Origin of the sequence: uncultured Turicimonas sp., assembly GCF_902477955.1 — a bacterium.
Lineage (GTDB): Bacteria > Pseudomonadota > Gammaproteobacteria > Burkholderiales > Burkholderiaceae_F > Turicimonas.
In genome coordinates this window covers 38,334-53,783 of sequence record NZ_CABSJB010000004.1, presented here as the reverse complement: position 1 = coordinate 53,783, position 15,450 = coordinate 38,334, and the positions used below count along the sequence as shown (strand labels likewise).

Below are 15,450 nucleotides of genomic sequence, written 5' to 3'. Positions count from 1 at the left end.
GTTTTTTCTGACAAAGGTTAGATTTGAGCTATTCTAAATGCACTCTTTTAACCAAAAAGACCCAATTCGACAGTCTGAATTTTTACCAAAATCAGATGGATCGAAGCACTAATCGAATAGCTCGTCGTCTTTCAAAAAAAGATAGTGAGCCGTCCGATCAATTTCCCAAGGACTTTGAAAGGATTTTTAATGAATCAGAACGGTGCGGAAAAAAACGCAGAAGTATTAAACGGATCAGAAATACTGGTCCGAGCTTTAGCTGAAGAGGGTGTAAAGCACGTCTTCGGCTATCCGGGTGGGAGCGTCTTAAACGTCTTTGACGCTATTTTCAAACAAGATAAATTCAAGCACATCCTTGTCAGGCACGAACAAGGTGCCGTCCACGCAGCAGATGCCTATTCACGTTCCAGCAACAAAGTCGGCGTTGCTCTAGTAACCAGCGGTCCGGGAGCAACGAATGCCGTCACAGGAATTGCCACGGCTTATGCTGACAGCATTCCGCTTGTCGTCTTTACAGGCCAGGTCAACACTGGTGCAATTGGCCAAGACGCTTTCCAAGAAGTGGATACCATCGGCATTACCAGACCTTGTGTTAAGCACAATTTCTTGGTTAAAGATGTTCGAAATCTCGCCGAAACAATTAAAAAGGCTTTCTATATCGCCAAGAGCGGCCGTCCCGGTCCTGTTGTGATTGATCTTCCGAAGGACATTACAGCCGCAAAATGCGAATACTCTTATCCAAAAGACATTGATATTCGTTCTTACAGGCCGATTTCAAAAGGACACTTAGGGCAAATTAAGAAAGCTCTTCAACAATTAATCAATGCAGAAAGACCGCTTATTCTTGTTGGGGGCGGCGTAATCTCTGCAAATGCCAGCGAACTGCTCCAGCGCTTTGCCAGTGAACTTGGTGTTCCGGTCAATTCCACTTTGATGGGCTTAGGCTCTATTAAGTCCGGCGACAAAAAATTCCTCGGCATGGTTGGAATGCACGGAACATATGAAGCCAATATGGCAATGCAGAACTGCGATTGCTTGGTCGCTATCGGCGCACGATTTGACGATAGAGTTGTCGGCTTGCCAAGTAATTTTGCTCAGCCCGGCAGAAAGATTATTCATATCGACGTGGATCCGTCAACAATCTCTAAGCGTGTGAAAGTTGATATTCCAATCGTCGGAGATGTGAAAGTCGTTTTGGCAGACATGCTGAACCTTCTTGATGAAATTCCGGAACGTCCGGATGCTGAAAAGATGGCTGCATGGCAGAACAAGATCGATGAATGGCGCAAAATTGACTGTCTGCACTATGAGAAGAGCGACAAGGTTATTAAGCCCCAAGAAGTGCTGGAGAAATTACAAGAAGTTGCAGGCCCGGATTTAATCGTGGCTAGCGACGTCGGCCAGCATCAGATGTGGTGCGCTCAGTTCCTGAACTTCACTAAACCAAGACATTGGCTGAGTTCCGGTGGTCTTGGCACTATGGGAGTCGGTCTGCCTTATGCTATCGGAGCCTGTGTAGCAAATCCCGACAAGCAAGTTGTCTGCATTACCGGAGACGGCTCTATTCAAATGAATATTCAAGAGCTGGCAACTGCTAAGCAGTTAGGCATCAATCCGAAGATTATTATTCTCAATAATAATTACTTAGGAATGGTTCGTCAGTGGCAGGAACTCGAGTATTCCGGACGCTATTCTCACTCTCATATGACACCGACTCCGGATTTCAAAGTATTGGCCGAGGCTTACGGTCATGTCGGAATCGTTGTTGAGCATCCGAGTGAATTGGAAGGGGCTTTGAAAGATGCCTTCGGAAAATACAAGGATGAATTAGTGCTTCTCGACATTCGTGTCGATCCTACTGAAAATGTTTGGCCGATGGTTAAGGCCGGTAAAGGTCTTACAGAGATGCTTCTTGGCTCGGAGAAAATTTAAATGAATAGACATGTGATTTCCGTTCTTTTAGAGAATGAACCAGGAGCGCTCTCTCGTGTTGTGGGCTTGTTTTCTGCTCGCGGCTATAACATCGAGTCTTTGACGGTTGCTCCTACAGAAGATCCGTCCATTTCAAGAATGACGATTATCAGCCTCGGTAATGATGAACTGATCGAACAGATTACTAAGCATCTGAATCGTCTGATTGAAGTCATTAAGGTGGTAGATCTGACCGAAGGCGAACATTCCGAAAGAGAATTAATGCTCGTCAAGGTTCACGCCGTCGGAAAAGAAAGAGAAGAAATGAAGCGTTTAAGCGATATTTTCCGCGGACGCATCATTGACGTTACAGATAAAACATACACCATTGAGCTAACCGGAGACACAGGCAAGCTTGACGCATTCCTCAAAGCCATTGATCCGGCAAGCGTACTAGAAATGGTGAGAACCGGTGCGTGCGGCATCAGCCGGGGCGACCGCGTGTTAAGAGTTTAATTTTTGTTTCTTATAACTACTTTTATTAAAAAGGAATTATTAAATGCAAGTTTATTACGATAAAGACGCTGACCTCTCTTTGATCAAAGGCAAAAAGGTTGCGATCATCGGTTATGGTTCCCAAGGCCATGCACACGCTTTGAACCTTCATGATTCCGGCGTGGATGTTGTTGTCGGCGTAAGAGAAGGCGGAGCTTCTTGGAAAAAAGCTGAAGCTGCAGGCTTGAAAGTTGCTTCTATCGAAGATGCAACAAAAGGCGCTGACGTTGTCATGATCCTTCTTCCGGACGAACACATTGCTGAAGTTTATAAGAAGCAGATTGAACCGAACCTCAAAGAAGGAGCTGCTTTGGCCTTCGCTCACGGCTTCAACGTTCACTACGGCCAAGTTAAACCGCGTGCTGACTTGGATGTTTGGATGGTAGCTCCAAAGGCTCCGGGCCATACAGTCCGTAGAACTTACACAGAAGGTTCAGGCGTTCCTCAATTGATCGCTGTTTATGCTGACAAGTCCGGCAAAGCACGTGACGTTGCTATGTCTTATGCTGCAGCTAATGGCGCAGGTAAAGCAGGCATTATTCAGACAACTTTCAAAGAAGAAACTGAAACTGACTTGTTCGGTGAACAGTGCGTTCTTTGCGGCGGTTTGGCCGAACTTATCAAGACTGGTTTCGAAACATTGGTTGAAGCCGGTTACGCTCCTGAAATGGCTTACTTTGAATGCTGCCATGAGCTCAAGCTTATCGTTGACTTGATCTACGAAGGCGGCTTGGCTGATATGAACTACTCTATTTCTAACAACGCTGAATTCGGCGGATATGTAACAGGACCTAAGGTCATTACTGACGTTGCCCGCAACGCTATGAGAAAGGCTCTTAAGGAGATCCAAGACGGTACATATGCTAAAGAATTCTTGTTGGAAAACAAGGTTGGTGCTCCGAAGCTTGGTGCTATCCGCAACCAGACAGCTGCTCACCAGCTCGAACAGGTCGGCAGTCGTCTGCGCAAGATGATGCCTTTCATCTCTGCTCACAAGCACATCGACCGCTCTAAGAACTAATCTTTAGTTTTTTCAAGTCAAAGAAAAGCCCGCTGTTATTCCGGGCTTTTCTCTTAATTGCAACTTCGCTATATTCACTGCATGGAGGTGATCGAAGAGCATAGTTTTTCTTTCATAATTTTAAATTTCTGGAGAAATAACAAAAAGTCTTTCACGTCTTAGTCTTTCGGTTTCGATTCCAATTTGAGAAAATCAAAAAGAACCAAATAGGAATAATTTCTCTATACGCAAAAGAATATGGCTATCTACTGTGAGCACAAACAGGAGAACTATAAATGTTGGGTGATAAGTCAAATACTTATCTTAAAGTCCGAGTCTCAGAAGTCCTAAAGCAAAATGCCGCTGCCTTATTCGGAGAATTAGGTTTGAGCCTTTCTGATGCAATCAGACTATTTTTAATCCGATCAATTGCTGAACAAAGATTGCCTTTTGATCTGAAATCGAAAAACGAGCCGTTAATTCCAGCGTTAATGACAAAAGAACAAGTGGTAAGTGAAGTTTGGAAAGGATATGAATCCCTGCAGCTTGGAGAGAGTTTTTCTCTGGAAGAAGTTAAAAAAGATACTGCTACCATCCTTAAAGAATGAGTTGTCAGGTATTTTTTTAAAGACGCGTTTGATGATCTTAGAAAACTTATTGTCTACTTGGCTATAGGCTGTGGAGCTTCTTTTACTGGAGAGAAGTATCGAAACAGAATTCTCGAGAAGATTCAATCGCTGGAGGAGTTCCCGTACGTGTGCAAGCGATTTCTCTCCGCAGATGTTTTTAACGGTATCGAATTCAGATGAATTTAATCAGGTTTAAGCCAGCGAGCAACGTCAACTTTGTTGCTGAGTACATGATGAATTCGCACAATGCAACGACTTTTATCGACCGTGTAATAAATGCCATACGACGAACAATACCGAACTCGGAGTCCCAGAGAAAACCACGGCTCTTGTTCAAAACGACGACAGCGTTCAGGCATATAACTGAGGGAGGCAATGCCTTTGTGAAGTTTTTCAATCAGTCCAGCCGCTGTTTCCGGTAAACATTGTTCGTAGGCAATAAACTCAAATATGTCACAAAGATCTTGCTCAGCGGATGCGGTAATTTCAATGCTGAAAATCATTTGCCGGTTCTTTCTTTGAGTTTCGCAAAAACCTCTTCCATTGGAAGAACACGTCCTTCCTCAATGTCACGAAAACTTCTTTCCATCCTAGAGTCAAACTCTTCTTTACTCATCTGCGAAGCATCTAAATGTCTCGGCATCTCCAGAGTAAACGGCAGGGCCTTTTCATCGACAACTCGTTTTAAAAAAATACGGATGGCATCCGACATGGTTAATCCCATGGATTCAAAGACTGCATTCGCCTCGTGCTTTAACTGTTCATTGATACGAACTCGAATAAATTCATTGGCAAGAGCTTGCATAACGTCACCTTTGACAAATTACGTATTCACGTTGTAGACACAATTATAGGACTAATGATGAACAAGATATTCAAAAAAATCTGGAATAAGGCTAGAGGAATGTCTTAGGGGCATAAACAAATATCTTGAAGTCTTCGAGTTCGGTCCTACTTTCATGCCACCTTCCTCTTGACGAAGTTCCTTGTCTTTCAAGAAAAATGGTATCTCATCCTTGGGATAGTGCTGAAGATAATCAGCAGTATGCCTTCACTTTTCCTTTCTTTTCTTGTAAACGGCAGACCCAAGAATCCCTACAATAACAATCAGAATGCTTCCGACTACCAACCAGGAAAGATTGTCCTTGATAAAAGGAATTGAGCCGAGCCAGTAACCGAGAGCTGTCGAAATACAGGTCCATGCCAAGGCACTCAAAGCGCTGTAAATGTTAAAAAGCATAAAGTTCATCTTTGAGGAACCGGCTACGACAGGGATAAGAGAGCGAATAAGAGGAATAAAGCGGGCAAGGGCTACCGCATTGCCGCCGTGCTTGTCAAAAAAGAGCTTGGCCTTTTGAAGATTTTCTTGATTGAACCATTTGCTGGATTCGTGGGTGAAAAGCCTTTTGCCAATCCAGGCTCCAAAGAGGAATCCAACAATATTGCCGAAGAGCGCTCCGACCGTTGAGCCGAGAATGACAGCCCAGGGATCAAGAACGCCGGCAGCGGCTGTTGCACCAGCGACGAATAGTAGGGAATCTCCGGGAAGGAAAGGTCCGGTAAAAAACACGCCGGATTCTAAGAAGAAGATTAGACCGAGAACCACATACAACCAAAGACCATAGGTCTCGTGCATATGGCTCAAAAACAAATCTACATTGGTGAATAACTCCATGAACACGGCGCCACCTTCCACTTACTCTCACTCTTATTTATCAATTCTTACTCAGATAATAAGGAGAAGTGGAGGATAAAGGGGGAGTTCATTGCCATTGTGGTGACATAGAAGATATTCAAAGAAAAAAGGACCGTTTAGACGGTCCTCTCCATGACAAAAAGTGTTATTGAAGGTTCTGAACTTGTTCGCGCATTTGTTCAATAACAACTTTTAGTTTTACTGCTGTATCAGTCATTTCAATAGCACTGGCTTTGCTGGCTAAAGTATTGGCTTCTCTATTAAGCTCTTGAATAATGAAATCCAACTTGCGGCCCAAGGATCCACCTTCCTTAACAGCGGCACGAATCTTAAAGACATGGGTCAGCAATCGATCCATTTCTTCGGCAACATCAATCTTGGTTGCAAAAAGAGTGACTTCCATTCTGATTCTGTCATTGACTTCTTCGGCAGTCAGAGAGCTCTTATTGCTTAGTTCATCGGTTAATGCCTCAGCAAGTCGTGCTTGAAGTTTAGCCTTTAGTGCATTAATGATTTCAGGGACTTTCGGCTGTAGTTCCTTGACTAGCTTTTCAATCTCATCGCATTGACGAAGCATGATTTCAGCCAATTTGTTTCCTTCTTCATTTCGAGAAGTATTGAAACGGTTAATGCATTCCTGCAAACCGGCTAATACTGCCGTTTCAACTTTTGCGTTGACATCGGTCTGATCGTTGAAAATTCCCGGCACTTTCAAGATTTCCCCGATAGTCATGTCTTTGACTTTGACGACTTTCTTTATTTTTTTTGAAAGATCGTGAAGATTTTTAATAGCTTCCATGTTGACGGAGCTAATGTTCTGCAAAGGACAAGTTCTATTGGAAATGTAGATTTTGCATTCGACTTTTCCTCTTTTGATGTCAGCACTATCGCCAATAAGCTTTCTGACTTTGGGTTCCAGAGAACGCAAGCCGTCTGTCGCGGCGTTGTAGTAGAAATCTAAAAATCTTGAATTGACTGCTCTTAACTCGATTTGAAGAGTTCCTATTTCTGTATCCGCAGAGACCGAGCCGAAGCCTGTCATGCTGTAGATATTGTTGCTCATTTTTATGTCCTTGAATCTTCTAAAATTGCTCTATTCTAAAACTATCACACTATTAGTAAACGTAAATACTTTTCGGAGGCATAGATGGAGACTGTAGTAAGGCCGAGCGGCCGGACTCCTGAACAAATCAGACCTGTTCGAATTACAAAGAATTTCACTTGTTACGCAGAAGGTTCCGTGCTTATTGAAATGGGTAACACCAAAGTCATCTGTACCGCCTCAGTGGAAGAAAAAGTTCCGGGTTGGATGAAAGATGAGAACCGCGGCTGGGTCACGGCAGAGTACGGAATGCTTCCGCGTGCTACCGGAACTAGAACCGATAGAGAAGCAGTAAAAGGTAAGCAAAGCGGAAGAACTCAAGAAATTCAGCGTTTGATTGGACGTTCTCTTCGTGCAGTTGTGGACATGGAGAAGCTGGGGACTAGAACAATTAAGATCGATTGCGACGTCATTCAAGCAGACGGAGGTACACGGTGCGCTTCTATTACCGGGGCTTATGTGGCCTTAAAAGATGCGGTAGAAAAACTTCTGAAAGAAGGGCTTATTCTTGAAAATCCAATCAAAGCTCAAGTTGCAGCTTTGTCTGTCGGAGTCTTTCACGGGCTGCCGGTCTGCGATTTGGATTATGAAGAAGATCATCTCTGCGATACCGACATGAATGTTGTGATGACAAGTGAAAATAAGTTTGTTGAAGTTCAAGGGACAGCAGAGGGAGACCCGTTTGACGAAGAAACGCTCGGCACTTTAATCCAACTGGCTAAGAATGGTATTAAAGAATTGATGAAGGTTCAAAATCAGGAATAACGATGTTTAATAAGATTGTTTTAGCAAGTAATAACAAGAAAAAAATGAAAGAGATGAACGAACTTCTTGCTCCTTTGGGAATAGAAGTCGTCTCTCAGGGCAGCCTTAATATTTCTTCTGCCGAGGAGCCTTTTTTTACTTTCATTGAAAATTCTTTGGCAAAAGCCCGTCATGCCTCCAAAGAGTCTGGGTTGCCTGCAATTGCTGACGATTCCGGTATTTGTGTAGACGCTTTAGGGGGAGCTCCGGGAGTATTTAGCGCTAGATTCGCCGGAGAAAATGCTGATGATGAAAAAAACAATCAGAAGCTTCTAGAGTTGATGAGAACTCAAAACAATAAACGAGCCCATTACGTTTGTGTTTTGACTGCCGTTCGTAGTGCAGATGATCCTGAGCCTCTCATTGCTGTAGGCAGATGGGAAGGTGAAGTTAGCCAAGAAAGAAAAGGCCAAGGCGGCTTTGGCTACGATCCTTATTTCCTTATTCCTGCGCTGGGCAAACATGCAGCTGAACTGTCCGCCGAGGAAAAGAACGCTATCAGTCATCGAGGCAAAGCAATGCAGCAGATGAAAGAACTCATCGTCAATAATTGGAAATAACAATGATTCCATTATCTGTCTACCTTCACTGGCCGTGGTGTATTCATAAGTGTCCCTATTGTGATTTTAATTCTCATGAATTTAAGAGAGAAAAAGATTCCGAAGATCAATATGTGAAAAACCTCCTCTTAAGTGTTGAGAGGCTCTCACACAGGGGAGGGGGTCGGCAGATTTCAACAATCTACCTTGGAGGCGGTACCCCGTCATTGCTGTCTCCATCGTCTATTTCTCAGATTCTTGAGGGACTTCATCGGAACTTTGTTGTTGCGCCGAATGCTGAAATATCGATGGAGGCTAATCCGGGAACCTTTGAATATAAGAACTTTGCAGGATACCGAAAGGCCGGAATTAATCGTCTCTCAATTGGAATACAAAGTTTTGACGATCAAAAACTTAAAGTTCTCGGAAGAATTCACTCAAGTGAAGAAGCCAAACGCGCAGCTGGCGCAGCGGCTGAGATTTTTGAGAATTTTAATCTTGACTTGATGTTTGCTTTGCCGGGACAAACTTTTGAAGAATTAGAAAAAGATATCTCAACAGCATTGAGCTTCGGAAGCACTCATCTTTCTTACTATCAGCTTACTATCGAGCCTAACACCTATTTCGGTAAATACGAACCCGCTAATCTGCCCGATGACGATATGAGAGCAGATATGGGTGACTTGGTTGCTGAATCGCTGGTCCAAAACGGATTCGAGCATTACGAAATTTCCGGCTATGCAATGCCCGGATTCCAATGCCGTCATAATTTGAATTACTGGCAATACGGAGACTATCTTGGAATCGGACCGGGAGCGCACGGCAAACTCACGCAAGACAAAGAAATTTGGAGAACGGTCAGTGCGATGAACCCGGAACTCTGGAGAGAAAAGGTCCAGTCAGGGGGCACGGGACTCGTGATAGATATTAAGACGCCTCAAGAAGACATACCCTTTGAATTTATGCTCAATGCTCTTCGATTAAGAGAAGGAGTTCCGACAGAACTGTGGAAACAAAGAACTTTTCTGTCTTATGAGTTCATTCGGCCCACGGTCGAAAAGCTTCAAAAGGAAGGTATGCTCGTCAGAGATCCAAATCTCGTAAAAACAACGGAAACAGGTTGGAACTTTTTAAATTACGTACAAGAAGAGTTCCTATGCACTAATTAGGCGCAATTGCACTAAAATGGTGCTTTTCGTACGAAGAAGATTGCTCTGTATTTTTGCCGCGGCTTTCATGCACCAACGTGGTCACTGCTGTTTAGAGTTATCACTGAAAATGTTGGCACGGTTTTTGCATATAGTTGATTAACTTCTTAATACACATGCTACTCAGTTAGGAGAAAATGATGGCTAAAACAGCTGACGATGTAATGGACCTGATCAAGGATCAGGATGTTAAATTCGTGGATCTTCGTTTTTGCGACTTTATGGGCAAAGAACAGCATGTCTCCGTTCCTGTTTCTTCATTTGATGAAGACAAATTCGAGGAAGGCCATGCATTCGACGGCTCTTCAATCCGCGGATGGAAAGGCATCGAAGCCAGCGATATGTTGTTGATGCCGGATCCGGACAGCGCAAGAATGGATCCGTTTACTCAAGAACCAACACTTATTCTTACCTGCGACGTCGTTGATCCTGCAAACGGTAAAGGTTATGAACGCGATCCCCGTTCCGTTGCCAAACGTGCAGAAGCTTATCTCAAGAGCACCGGCATCGGCGATACTGCTTTCTTCGGTCCGGAACCGGAATTCTTTATTTTTGACGGTGTTTCTTGGGAAACATCTATGGACAAATCCTTCTTCAAGGTTTCCTCTTACTGCGGACACTGGTCCAACAAGGAAGATATGGAAGGCAGAAACACCGGCTTCCGTCCTGCAGTTAAAGGCGGCTACTTCCCGGTTGCTCCGACAGACAATCTCAACGATGTCCGCGCAGCAATGTGTCTTGCTCTTGAAGAACAAGGCGTTCCTGTTGAAGTACATCATCATGAAGTGGGCGGCGCAGGTCAATGCGAAATCGGAACTAAGTTCAGCACATTGGTAAAACGTGCTGACTGGACACAAATTCTCAAATACACTGTTTGGAATGTCGCTTTGAATTGGGGACATACCGCTACATTCATGCCGAAACCATTGGTTGGCGATAACGGTTCCGGTATGCATGTTCACCAGTCTATTTGGAAAGACGGCAAGAACTTGTTTGCCGGCAATGGTTATGCCGGTTTGTCTGAAATGGCTCTTTATTACATCGGCGGCGTTATCAAACACGCCAGAGCATTAAATGCCATTACCAACCCGACAACAAACAGCTACCGCCGCTTGGTTCCGGGTTTTGAAGCTCCTGTTAAATTGGCTTATTCTGCACGTAACCGCTCAGCTTCTTTGCGTATTCCGTACGTAGCTAGCGACAAAGCACGCCGTGTTGAAGTCCGCTTCCCGGATCCGATGGCCAACCCATATCTCTGCTTTGCTGCCTTGTTAATGGCTGGTCTTGACGGTATCCAGAACAAGATTCATCCGGGTGAAGCTGCTGACAAGAACCTTTATGATCTTCCTCCGGAAGAAAATGCCAAGATTCCGACAGTTTGCTCTTCTTTGGAACAAGCCCTTGATAGTCTGGCTGCTGACCATGACTTCCTGACAGCCGGCGGTGTCTTCACCGAAGATATGATTCAGGCTTACATTGAAGTCAAACGTCATGACGTTGAAAGAGTCATGCTTGCCGTTACACCGGAAGAGTACGACATGTACTACGCCCAATAATTAAAATCTTTTGACTGAAAAAGGGCATCCGGTCTTGTGATGCCCTTTTTTAACTCGGATTGCTACCCATGAGGTTAGACACTGACAAAATCGGCGGATTGAATCTACTCTCCACCAGTGTGTTGATTGTAGATGTGAACGGCATGATTGAGTATGTAAATGCTGCTTGTGAATCTCTGCTCGGACGTTCTAATAAAATTCTTTTCGGTTTTCCGGTGTCTTCCTTTTTACCGAAAGCCAGAGAGTGGATCGGAAGTTATAAGAAGAATACTTCCTCTCTTTTTTCGGTGCGTGCTGAACTCACCGAGCTCATCCTTCGTCCTGGAGCGCTGGTTCAGGTTTATGCCTCCGTTCATCCTTTGCCTGAAGAAGAGCAGCTTTTAATAATCGAGCTGCAGCCTGCGAAGAATTCTTTGCTGCTGAATCATAATAAACACATGAACGACTTGTCAGAAAATACAAGGCGTTTATTGCGGAATTTGGCCCATGAAATTAAAAATCCTCTCGGAGGAATTAGAGGAGCAGCCCAGCTTTTAGAGTTCGATCTCAAGGATGAAGAACAGAAAGAATATACCCGTGTGGTTATCAGCGAAGCCGATAGACTGCAAGGTTTGGTCGATAAACTTCTTGCTCCGTACCGTCAGCCCTATAAACCCTCTAAAACCAATATCCATGAGATATTGGAAAAAGTAAGGCTTCTTATCGAGTCCGAGTTTTCTTCCGGCCTGACCATTGTTAGGGACTACGATATTAGTGTTCCGGACATTGACGGCGACCGAGGTCAGCTAACCCAGATTTTTTTGAATCTATTACGCAATGCAGTAGAAGCACTTGAAGAGCAGATTAGAGAAAATACTGCCCGGCTGACTATTTCAACTCGAGTTGTTCATCATGTCATGATTGGTGCATTGCGCCACAAGACAGCTCTGAATATTCATATCGTAGACAACGGTCCGGGAATTCCTCCGGAACTCCAGGAAAGCATCTTTTTTCCATTGGTGACAGGTAAAGCGGGAGGCACCGGACTTGGTCTGTCATTAGTCCATTCCTTCGTAGAGCAGCACGGGGGTTCAATCGAAGTTTACAGTAGGAAAGGGAAGACAGATTTCAGTCTGCTGTTCCCTCTGGAATTATGAAAAAAGTTTGGATTGTTGATGATGATCGGTCGATTCGTTGGGTTTTAGAAAAAGCGCTTCAAAAAGCTGAAATCCCTGTCCAGACCTTTCAAAGTGCTGATGAAGTTCTAGAAGCACTGAAAACAGAAACTCCTTCGGTTCTGGTTAGCGACATCAGAATGCCGAATCAAAGCGGATTGGAACTCCTTGCCGAGATAAAGAAAAATGCGGACTGGACATTCCCGGTCATTATCATGACTGCTTTCTCTGATCTGGACAGTGCTGTATCGAGTTACCAAGGAGGCGCGTTCGAATATCTTCCAAAGCCTTTTGATATCGGCAAAGCCATTGAGCTGATAGAACGAGCGATAGAGGAGTCTACTGCTGATGAACAAACATCTGAAGTCCTCCCTCTCGATGCGGAAATCATTGGTCAGGCTCCGGCAATGCAGGAAGTGTTCCGTGCGATTGGAAAACTCTCTCAGAGCAATGTCACCGTATTGCTTACCGGAGAGTCTGGCTCCGGTAAAGAAGTGGTGGCCCGTGCTCTGCATCATCATAGTCCTCGTGCAAAATCAGGCTTTATTGCTTTGAATATGGCCGCTATCCCACGCGAATTGATGGAAAGTGAATTGTTCGGCCATGAAAGAGGGGCATTTACCGGTGCCAACAATATTCGGCACGGCAGATTTGAACAGGCAGAGGGTGGAACTCTGTTTTTAGATGAAATCGGAGATATGCCTTTCGAGCTCCAGACTCGTCTTCTGAGAGTTCTATCGGATGGATATTTTTACCGCGTTGGCGGTCATCAGCCTATAAAGGCAAATGTCCGTGTGATCGCTGCAACTCATCAAAATTTAGAAAAGATGGTGAAAGAGGGAAGCTTCCGAGAAGATTTATTCCATCGTCTTAATGTGATTCGTTTGCGTCTTCCGCCGTTACGTGAAAGAAAAGAAGATATCCCTTTATTAGTGCCGTATTTCTTATCCAAGTCCGCAAAACAGCTTAACGTGGAACCAAAAGGCATCAGTAAAGAAGCCATGGATATTCTTGCAAAATTTGATTTTCCCGGCAATGTCCGTCAGCTGGAGAATGTCTGCAATTGGCTGACTGTGATGGCTCCCGCACAAATTATCACGCCTGCGGATTTGCCGGAAGATTTTAATCATGAAAAAGAAGAAGTCCAGTCCCATGACTGTCGGACACAAGAAAATACACCTGTTCCGGATGCACAGGTGCCGATTAACGGCTTTGATTGGACGGAAAGCCTTAAACTAGCAGTCAGCCAGCAATTGGAGGCAGCTACGCCTAACTTAATGAAACAGTTGACGGAAACCTTTGAAAAAATTGTTTTAACAACGGCATTGGCTGAAACAAAAGGGAAGAAAGTTGAAGCCGCTTTGAAGTTAGGAATCGGCCGCAACACCATGACAAGAAAAATTCAAGAGTACAACTTAGAATAAAGCACTAAATAATAAAAGTTGTTATTGATTAATGGAAATAAGAGAAGTTGAAGAAGCGCTCCGCCAAAATGGAGCGCTTCAGGTACATATAGATCATTTTTGGCGCCAGTGGATTCTCAGAAAAGCGCCGACTGCGCGTACTCCTCGTTTGCCGCTTTCAGTCCAAGAGACAGCACACAAATATAAGGATGAACTCAATAAGCTTGCAGAAGTCGTAGAGGAATGCTCTTCATCCTCTGATGGAACGCGTTTGGTTTTGAAACTTCATGACGGACAATTAATCGAGTCGGTAATTCTTCCGCGAGGTGGTGTATGTGTTTCGACTCAGGTCGGCTGCGCTGTGGGATGTGTGTTTTGCATGACCGGGAAGTCAGGTCTAATTCGTCAATTGAGCGACTTAGAAATTTTGGCTCAGGTTGAAATTGCAAGACGATACCAGCAGATTAAGAAAGTGGTATTTATGGGAATGGGAGAGCCGTCCCACAACCTTAAGAGAGTTCTTTCATCCATTAACTTCTTGGCAAAGTATTCTGGTATTTCCTATAAGAACTTAGTTCTTTCTACTGTGGGGGACAGAAGGCTTTTCGATGCCATTATGGCCTCTAAAGTTAAGCCGGCTTTAGCCTTGTCCCTGCATTCAACGTTTGATGAAAAAAGAAAGCAATTAATGCCTAATATTCAACCGATGCCGGTTGCGGATATGATGGCGTTTGCCGCAGAATATGCCAAGGCTGGCGGTTATCCTGTGCAATTTCAATGGACGTTGATTGACGGTGTGAATGACGGAGACGAAGAAGTTGAGAACGTTATCTCTTTGTGGAAGGGACAAAAGGCCATTCTCAATATGATTCCCGTCAATAAAATTGCAGGAAGTCCTTACGAGAGGCCTTCCGAGGAAGCTATGCTTTCCATAGCGGAACGTCTGAAGAAAGGCCACGTCCTATTGAAGTATCGTCATTCTGCCGCGCAAGAGGTGGAGGGCGGCTGCGGTCAGCTTCGAGCCAGAAAAATAGAAGAACTTCCCGAATAATTAAATGCCGGGAGGTCCCGGCATTCGCTTAAAGTTCCAAGGTCAAAGTAACCGGAGCGTGATCACTTGGTCGTTCTAGACCGCGGAAGCTTTTGTTAACGACAACTGAGCGGTTGAATTTAGCTAAAGGTTCAGAGATAAGAATATGGTCAATTCTGAGGCCGAGATTTCTTTGGAAAGCCTTCATACGATAGTCCCACCAAGAATAAATCTTTTCCGGCTGTTCATGCTGACGGAAACTGTCGACCAATCCTAAGTTCAGCAAATTCTTAAATTTCTGACGAACTTCCGGAACACAAAGAACCGTGCCTTTCCATTCTTCGGGGTGCTTGGCATCGATGTCTTCGGGAGCAATATTGAAGTCACCGAGCAGTACTAAGTTCGGATACCGCTTCAGTTCTTCTTCCAACCAAGCTGTTAAATTGTCGAGCCATTTCAGCTTATATGGAAACTTTTCACTTTCGGTTGTTTCTCCGTTGGGAAAGTATCCGTTAACGATGCGCAGCGGCATTCCGTCTAAAGATAAAGTCATTGCCAAGAGACGGCTTTGAGGATCCTCAAAACTGGGAAGGTTTTTGACGATGTCAGTACACTCAGAGAAAACGCTCTTTTTCGTCAGTGTGGCTACACCGTTGTAGGTCTTTTGACCAAAGGCTTCGGTGTGGTAGCCAAGTTCAGCAAAAGCCGGTGCATCTACTTCCTCGGTGGGTTGTTTAAGTTCTTGAAGACAAAGAATGTCGGGTGACTCTTCTTGCAAAAATTGGAGAACGTGAGGCTTTCTTACTTTAAGGGAGTTAACGTTCCAGGTGGTAATTTTGCATTTCATAAAAAATCTCGTAAAA

The 15,450-nt window shown here is 44.3% G+C and carries 17 protein-coding genes; 12 read left to right on the top strand and 5 right to left on the bottom strand.

What is annotated here, in order from left to right:
• Window positions 1–189: 189 nt before the first annotated feature.
• The 4 genes from ilvB to RDK53_RS02235 all read left to right on the top strand — a co-directional run bounded on the left by ilvB (window position 190) and on the right by RDK53_RS02235 (window position 4,074).
• Window positions 190–1,932 carry a biosynthetic-type acetolactate synthase large subunit gene (gene ilvB, locus RDK53_RS02250; RefSeq protein WP_308513094.1) on the top strand — a complete coding sequence of 581 codons (1,743 nt, stop codon included), beginning with the start codon at window positions 190–192 and terminating at the stop codon, window positions 1,930–1,932.
• Window positions 1,933–2,427 (top strand): acetolactate synthase small subunit, encoded by a 495-nt coding sequence (ilvN, locus tag RDK53_RS02245; RefSeq protein ID WP_066592903.1) that lies wholly within the window; start codon window positions 1,933–1,935, stop codon window positions 2,425–2,427.
• A gap of 43 nt (window positions 2,428–2,470) precedes the next feature.
• Window positions 2,471–3,487, top strand: a complete 1,017-nt coding sequence (gene ilvC / locus RDK53_RS02240) for a ketol-acid reductoisomerase (RefSeq protein ID WP_066592902.1) — start codon at window positions 2,471–2,473, stop codon at window positions 3,485–3,487.
• Between the two features lie 275 nt (window positions 3,488–3,762).
• Window positions 3,763–4,074 (top strand): type II toxin-antitoxin system RelB/DinJ family antitoxin, encoded by a 312-nt coding sequence (locus RDK53_RS02235; RefSeq protein WP_308513093.1) that lies wholly within the window; start codon window positions 3,763–3,765, stop codon window positions 4,072–4,074.
• 203 nt (window positions 4,075–4,277) lie between these two features.
• Here RDK53_RS02235 and RDK53_RS02230 read toward each other — a convergent pair whose 3' ends face one another.
• A complete protein-coding gene (locus RDK53_RS02230; protein WP_308513092.1) occupies window positions 4,278–4,598 on the bottom strand; it encodes a type II toxin-antitoxin system RelE/ParE family toxin in 321 nt (106 codons plus the stop codon).
• Window positions 4,595–4,900 carry a type II toxin-antitoxin system RelB/DinJ family antitoxin gene (locus RDK53_RS02225; RefSeq protein ID WP_308513091.1) on the bottom strand — a complete coding sequence of 102 codons (306 nt, stop codon included), beginning with the start codon at window positions 4,898–4,900 and terminating at the stop codon, window positions 4,595–4,597. The genes RDK53_RS02230 and RDK53_RS02225 overlap by 4 nt, the downstream gene beginning before the upstream one ends.
• 54 nt (window positions 4,901–4,954) lie before the next feature.
• On the opposite strand from RDK53_RS02225, the gene RDK53_RS12240 reads away from it, so the two are divergent.
• Window positions 4,955–5,008 (top strand): ESPR-type extended signal peptide-containing protein, encoded by a 54-nt coding sequence (locus tag RDK53_RS12240; RefSeq protein WP_374041553.1) that lies wholly within the window; start codon window positions 4,955–4,957, stop codon window positions 5,006–5,008.
• 138 nt (window positions 5,009–5,146) lie between these two features.
• Here the strand turns inward: RDK53_RS12240 and RDK53_RS02220 are convergent, their stop codons facing one another.
• Window positions 5,147–5,770, bottom strand: a complete 624-nt coding sequence (locus tag RDK53_RS02220) for a DedA family protein (protein WP_066592900.1) — start codon at window positions 5,768–5,770, stop codon at window positions 5,147–5,149.
• A gap of 166 nt (window positions 5,771–5,936) precedes the next feature.
• Window positions 5,937–6,854, bottom strand: coding sequence for a YicC/YloC family endoribonuclease (locus RDK53_RS02215; protein WP_308513090.1), 918 nt, complete (start codon window positions 6,852–6,854; stop codon window positions 5,937–5,939).
• Between the two features lie 84 nt (window positions 6,855–6,938).
• Between RDK53_RS02215 and rph the strand changes: the two genes are divergently transcribed.
• The 7 genes from rph (at window position 6,939) to RDK53_RS02180 (ending at window position 14,608) form a co-directional block, all read left to right on the top strand.
• On the top strand, window positions 6,939–7,658 hold the full coding sequence (gene rph / locus RDK53_RS02210; RefSeq protein ID WP_308513089.1) for a ribonuclease PH: 720 nt from the start codon (window positions 6,939–6,941) through the stop codon (window positions 7,656–7,658).
• A gap of 2 nt (window positions 7,659–7,660) precedes the next feature.
• Entirely contained in the window at window positions 7,661–8,257 is a 597-nt protein-coding gene (gene rdgB / locus RDK53_RS02205) for an RdgB/HAM1 family non-canonical purine NTP pyrophosphatase (RefSeq protein WP_308513088.1), read from the top strand.
• A 2-nt stretch (window positions 8,258–8,259) separates the two neighbouring features.
• Window positions 8,260–9,405, top strand: coding sequence for a radical SAM family heme chaperone HemW (gene hemW, locus RDK53_RS02200; RefSeq protein ID WP_308513087.1), 1,146 nt, complete (start codon window positions 8,260–8,262; stop codon window positions 9,403–9,405).
• Window positions 9,406–9,584: 179 nt separating this feature from the next.
• On the top strand, window positions 9,585–11,000 hold the full coding sequence (gene glnA / locus RDK53_RS02195) for a type I glutamate--ammonia ligase (RefSeq protein WP_308513086.1): 1,416 nt from the start codon (window positions 9,585–9,587) through the stop codon (window positions 10,998–11,000).
• A gap of 68 nt (window positions 11,001–11,068) precedes the next feature.
• On the top strand, window positions 11,069–12,136 hold the full coding sequence (glnL, locus tag RDK53_RS02190) for a nitrogen regulation protein NR(II) (RefSeq protein ID WP_308513085.1): 1,068 nt from the start codon (window positions 11,069–11,071) through the stop codon (window positions 12,134–12,136).
• Window positions 12,133–13,578 carry a nitrogen regulation protein NR(I) gene (ntrC, locus tag RDK53_RS02185; RefSeq protein ID WP_308513084.1) on the top strand — a complete coding sequence of 482 codons (1,446 nt, stop codon included), beginning with the start codon at window positions 12,133–12,135 and terminating at the stop codon, window positions 13,576–13,578. The genes glnL and ntrC overlap by 4 nt, the downstream gene beginning before the upstream one ends.
• Before the next feature lie 31 nt (window positions 13,579–13,609).
• The gene (locus RDK53_RS02180) at window positions 13,610–14,608 is read left to right on the top strand and encodes a radical SAM protein (protein ID WP_308513083.1); all 999 of its coding nucleotides are present in this window, start codon (window positions 13,610–13,612) and stop codon (window positions 14,606–14,608) included.
• A gap of 28 nt (window positions 14,609–14,636) precedes the next feature.
• On the opposite strand, the gene xth is transcribed toward RDK53_RS02180, so the two are convergent.
• Window positions 14,637–15,434 carry an exodeoxyribonuclease III gene (xth, locus tag RDK53_RS02175; RefSeq protein ID WP_308513082.1) on the bottom strand — a complete coding sequence of 266 codons (798 nt, stop codon included), beginning with the start codon at window positions 15,432–15,434 and terminating at the stop codon, window positions 14,637–14,639.
• Window positions 15,435–15,450: the final 16 nt, after the last annotated feature.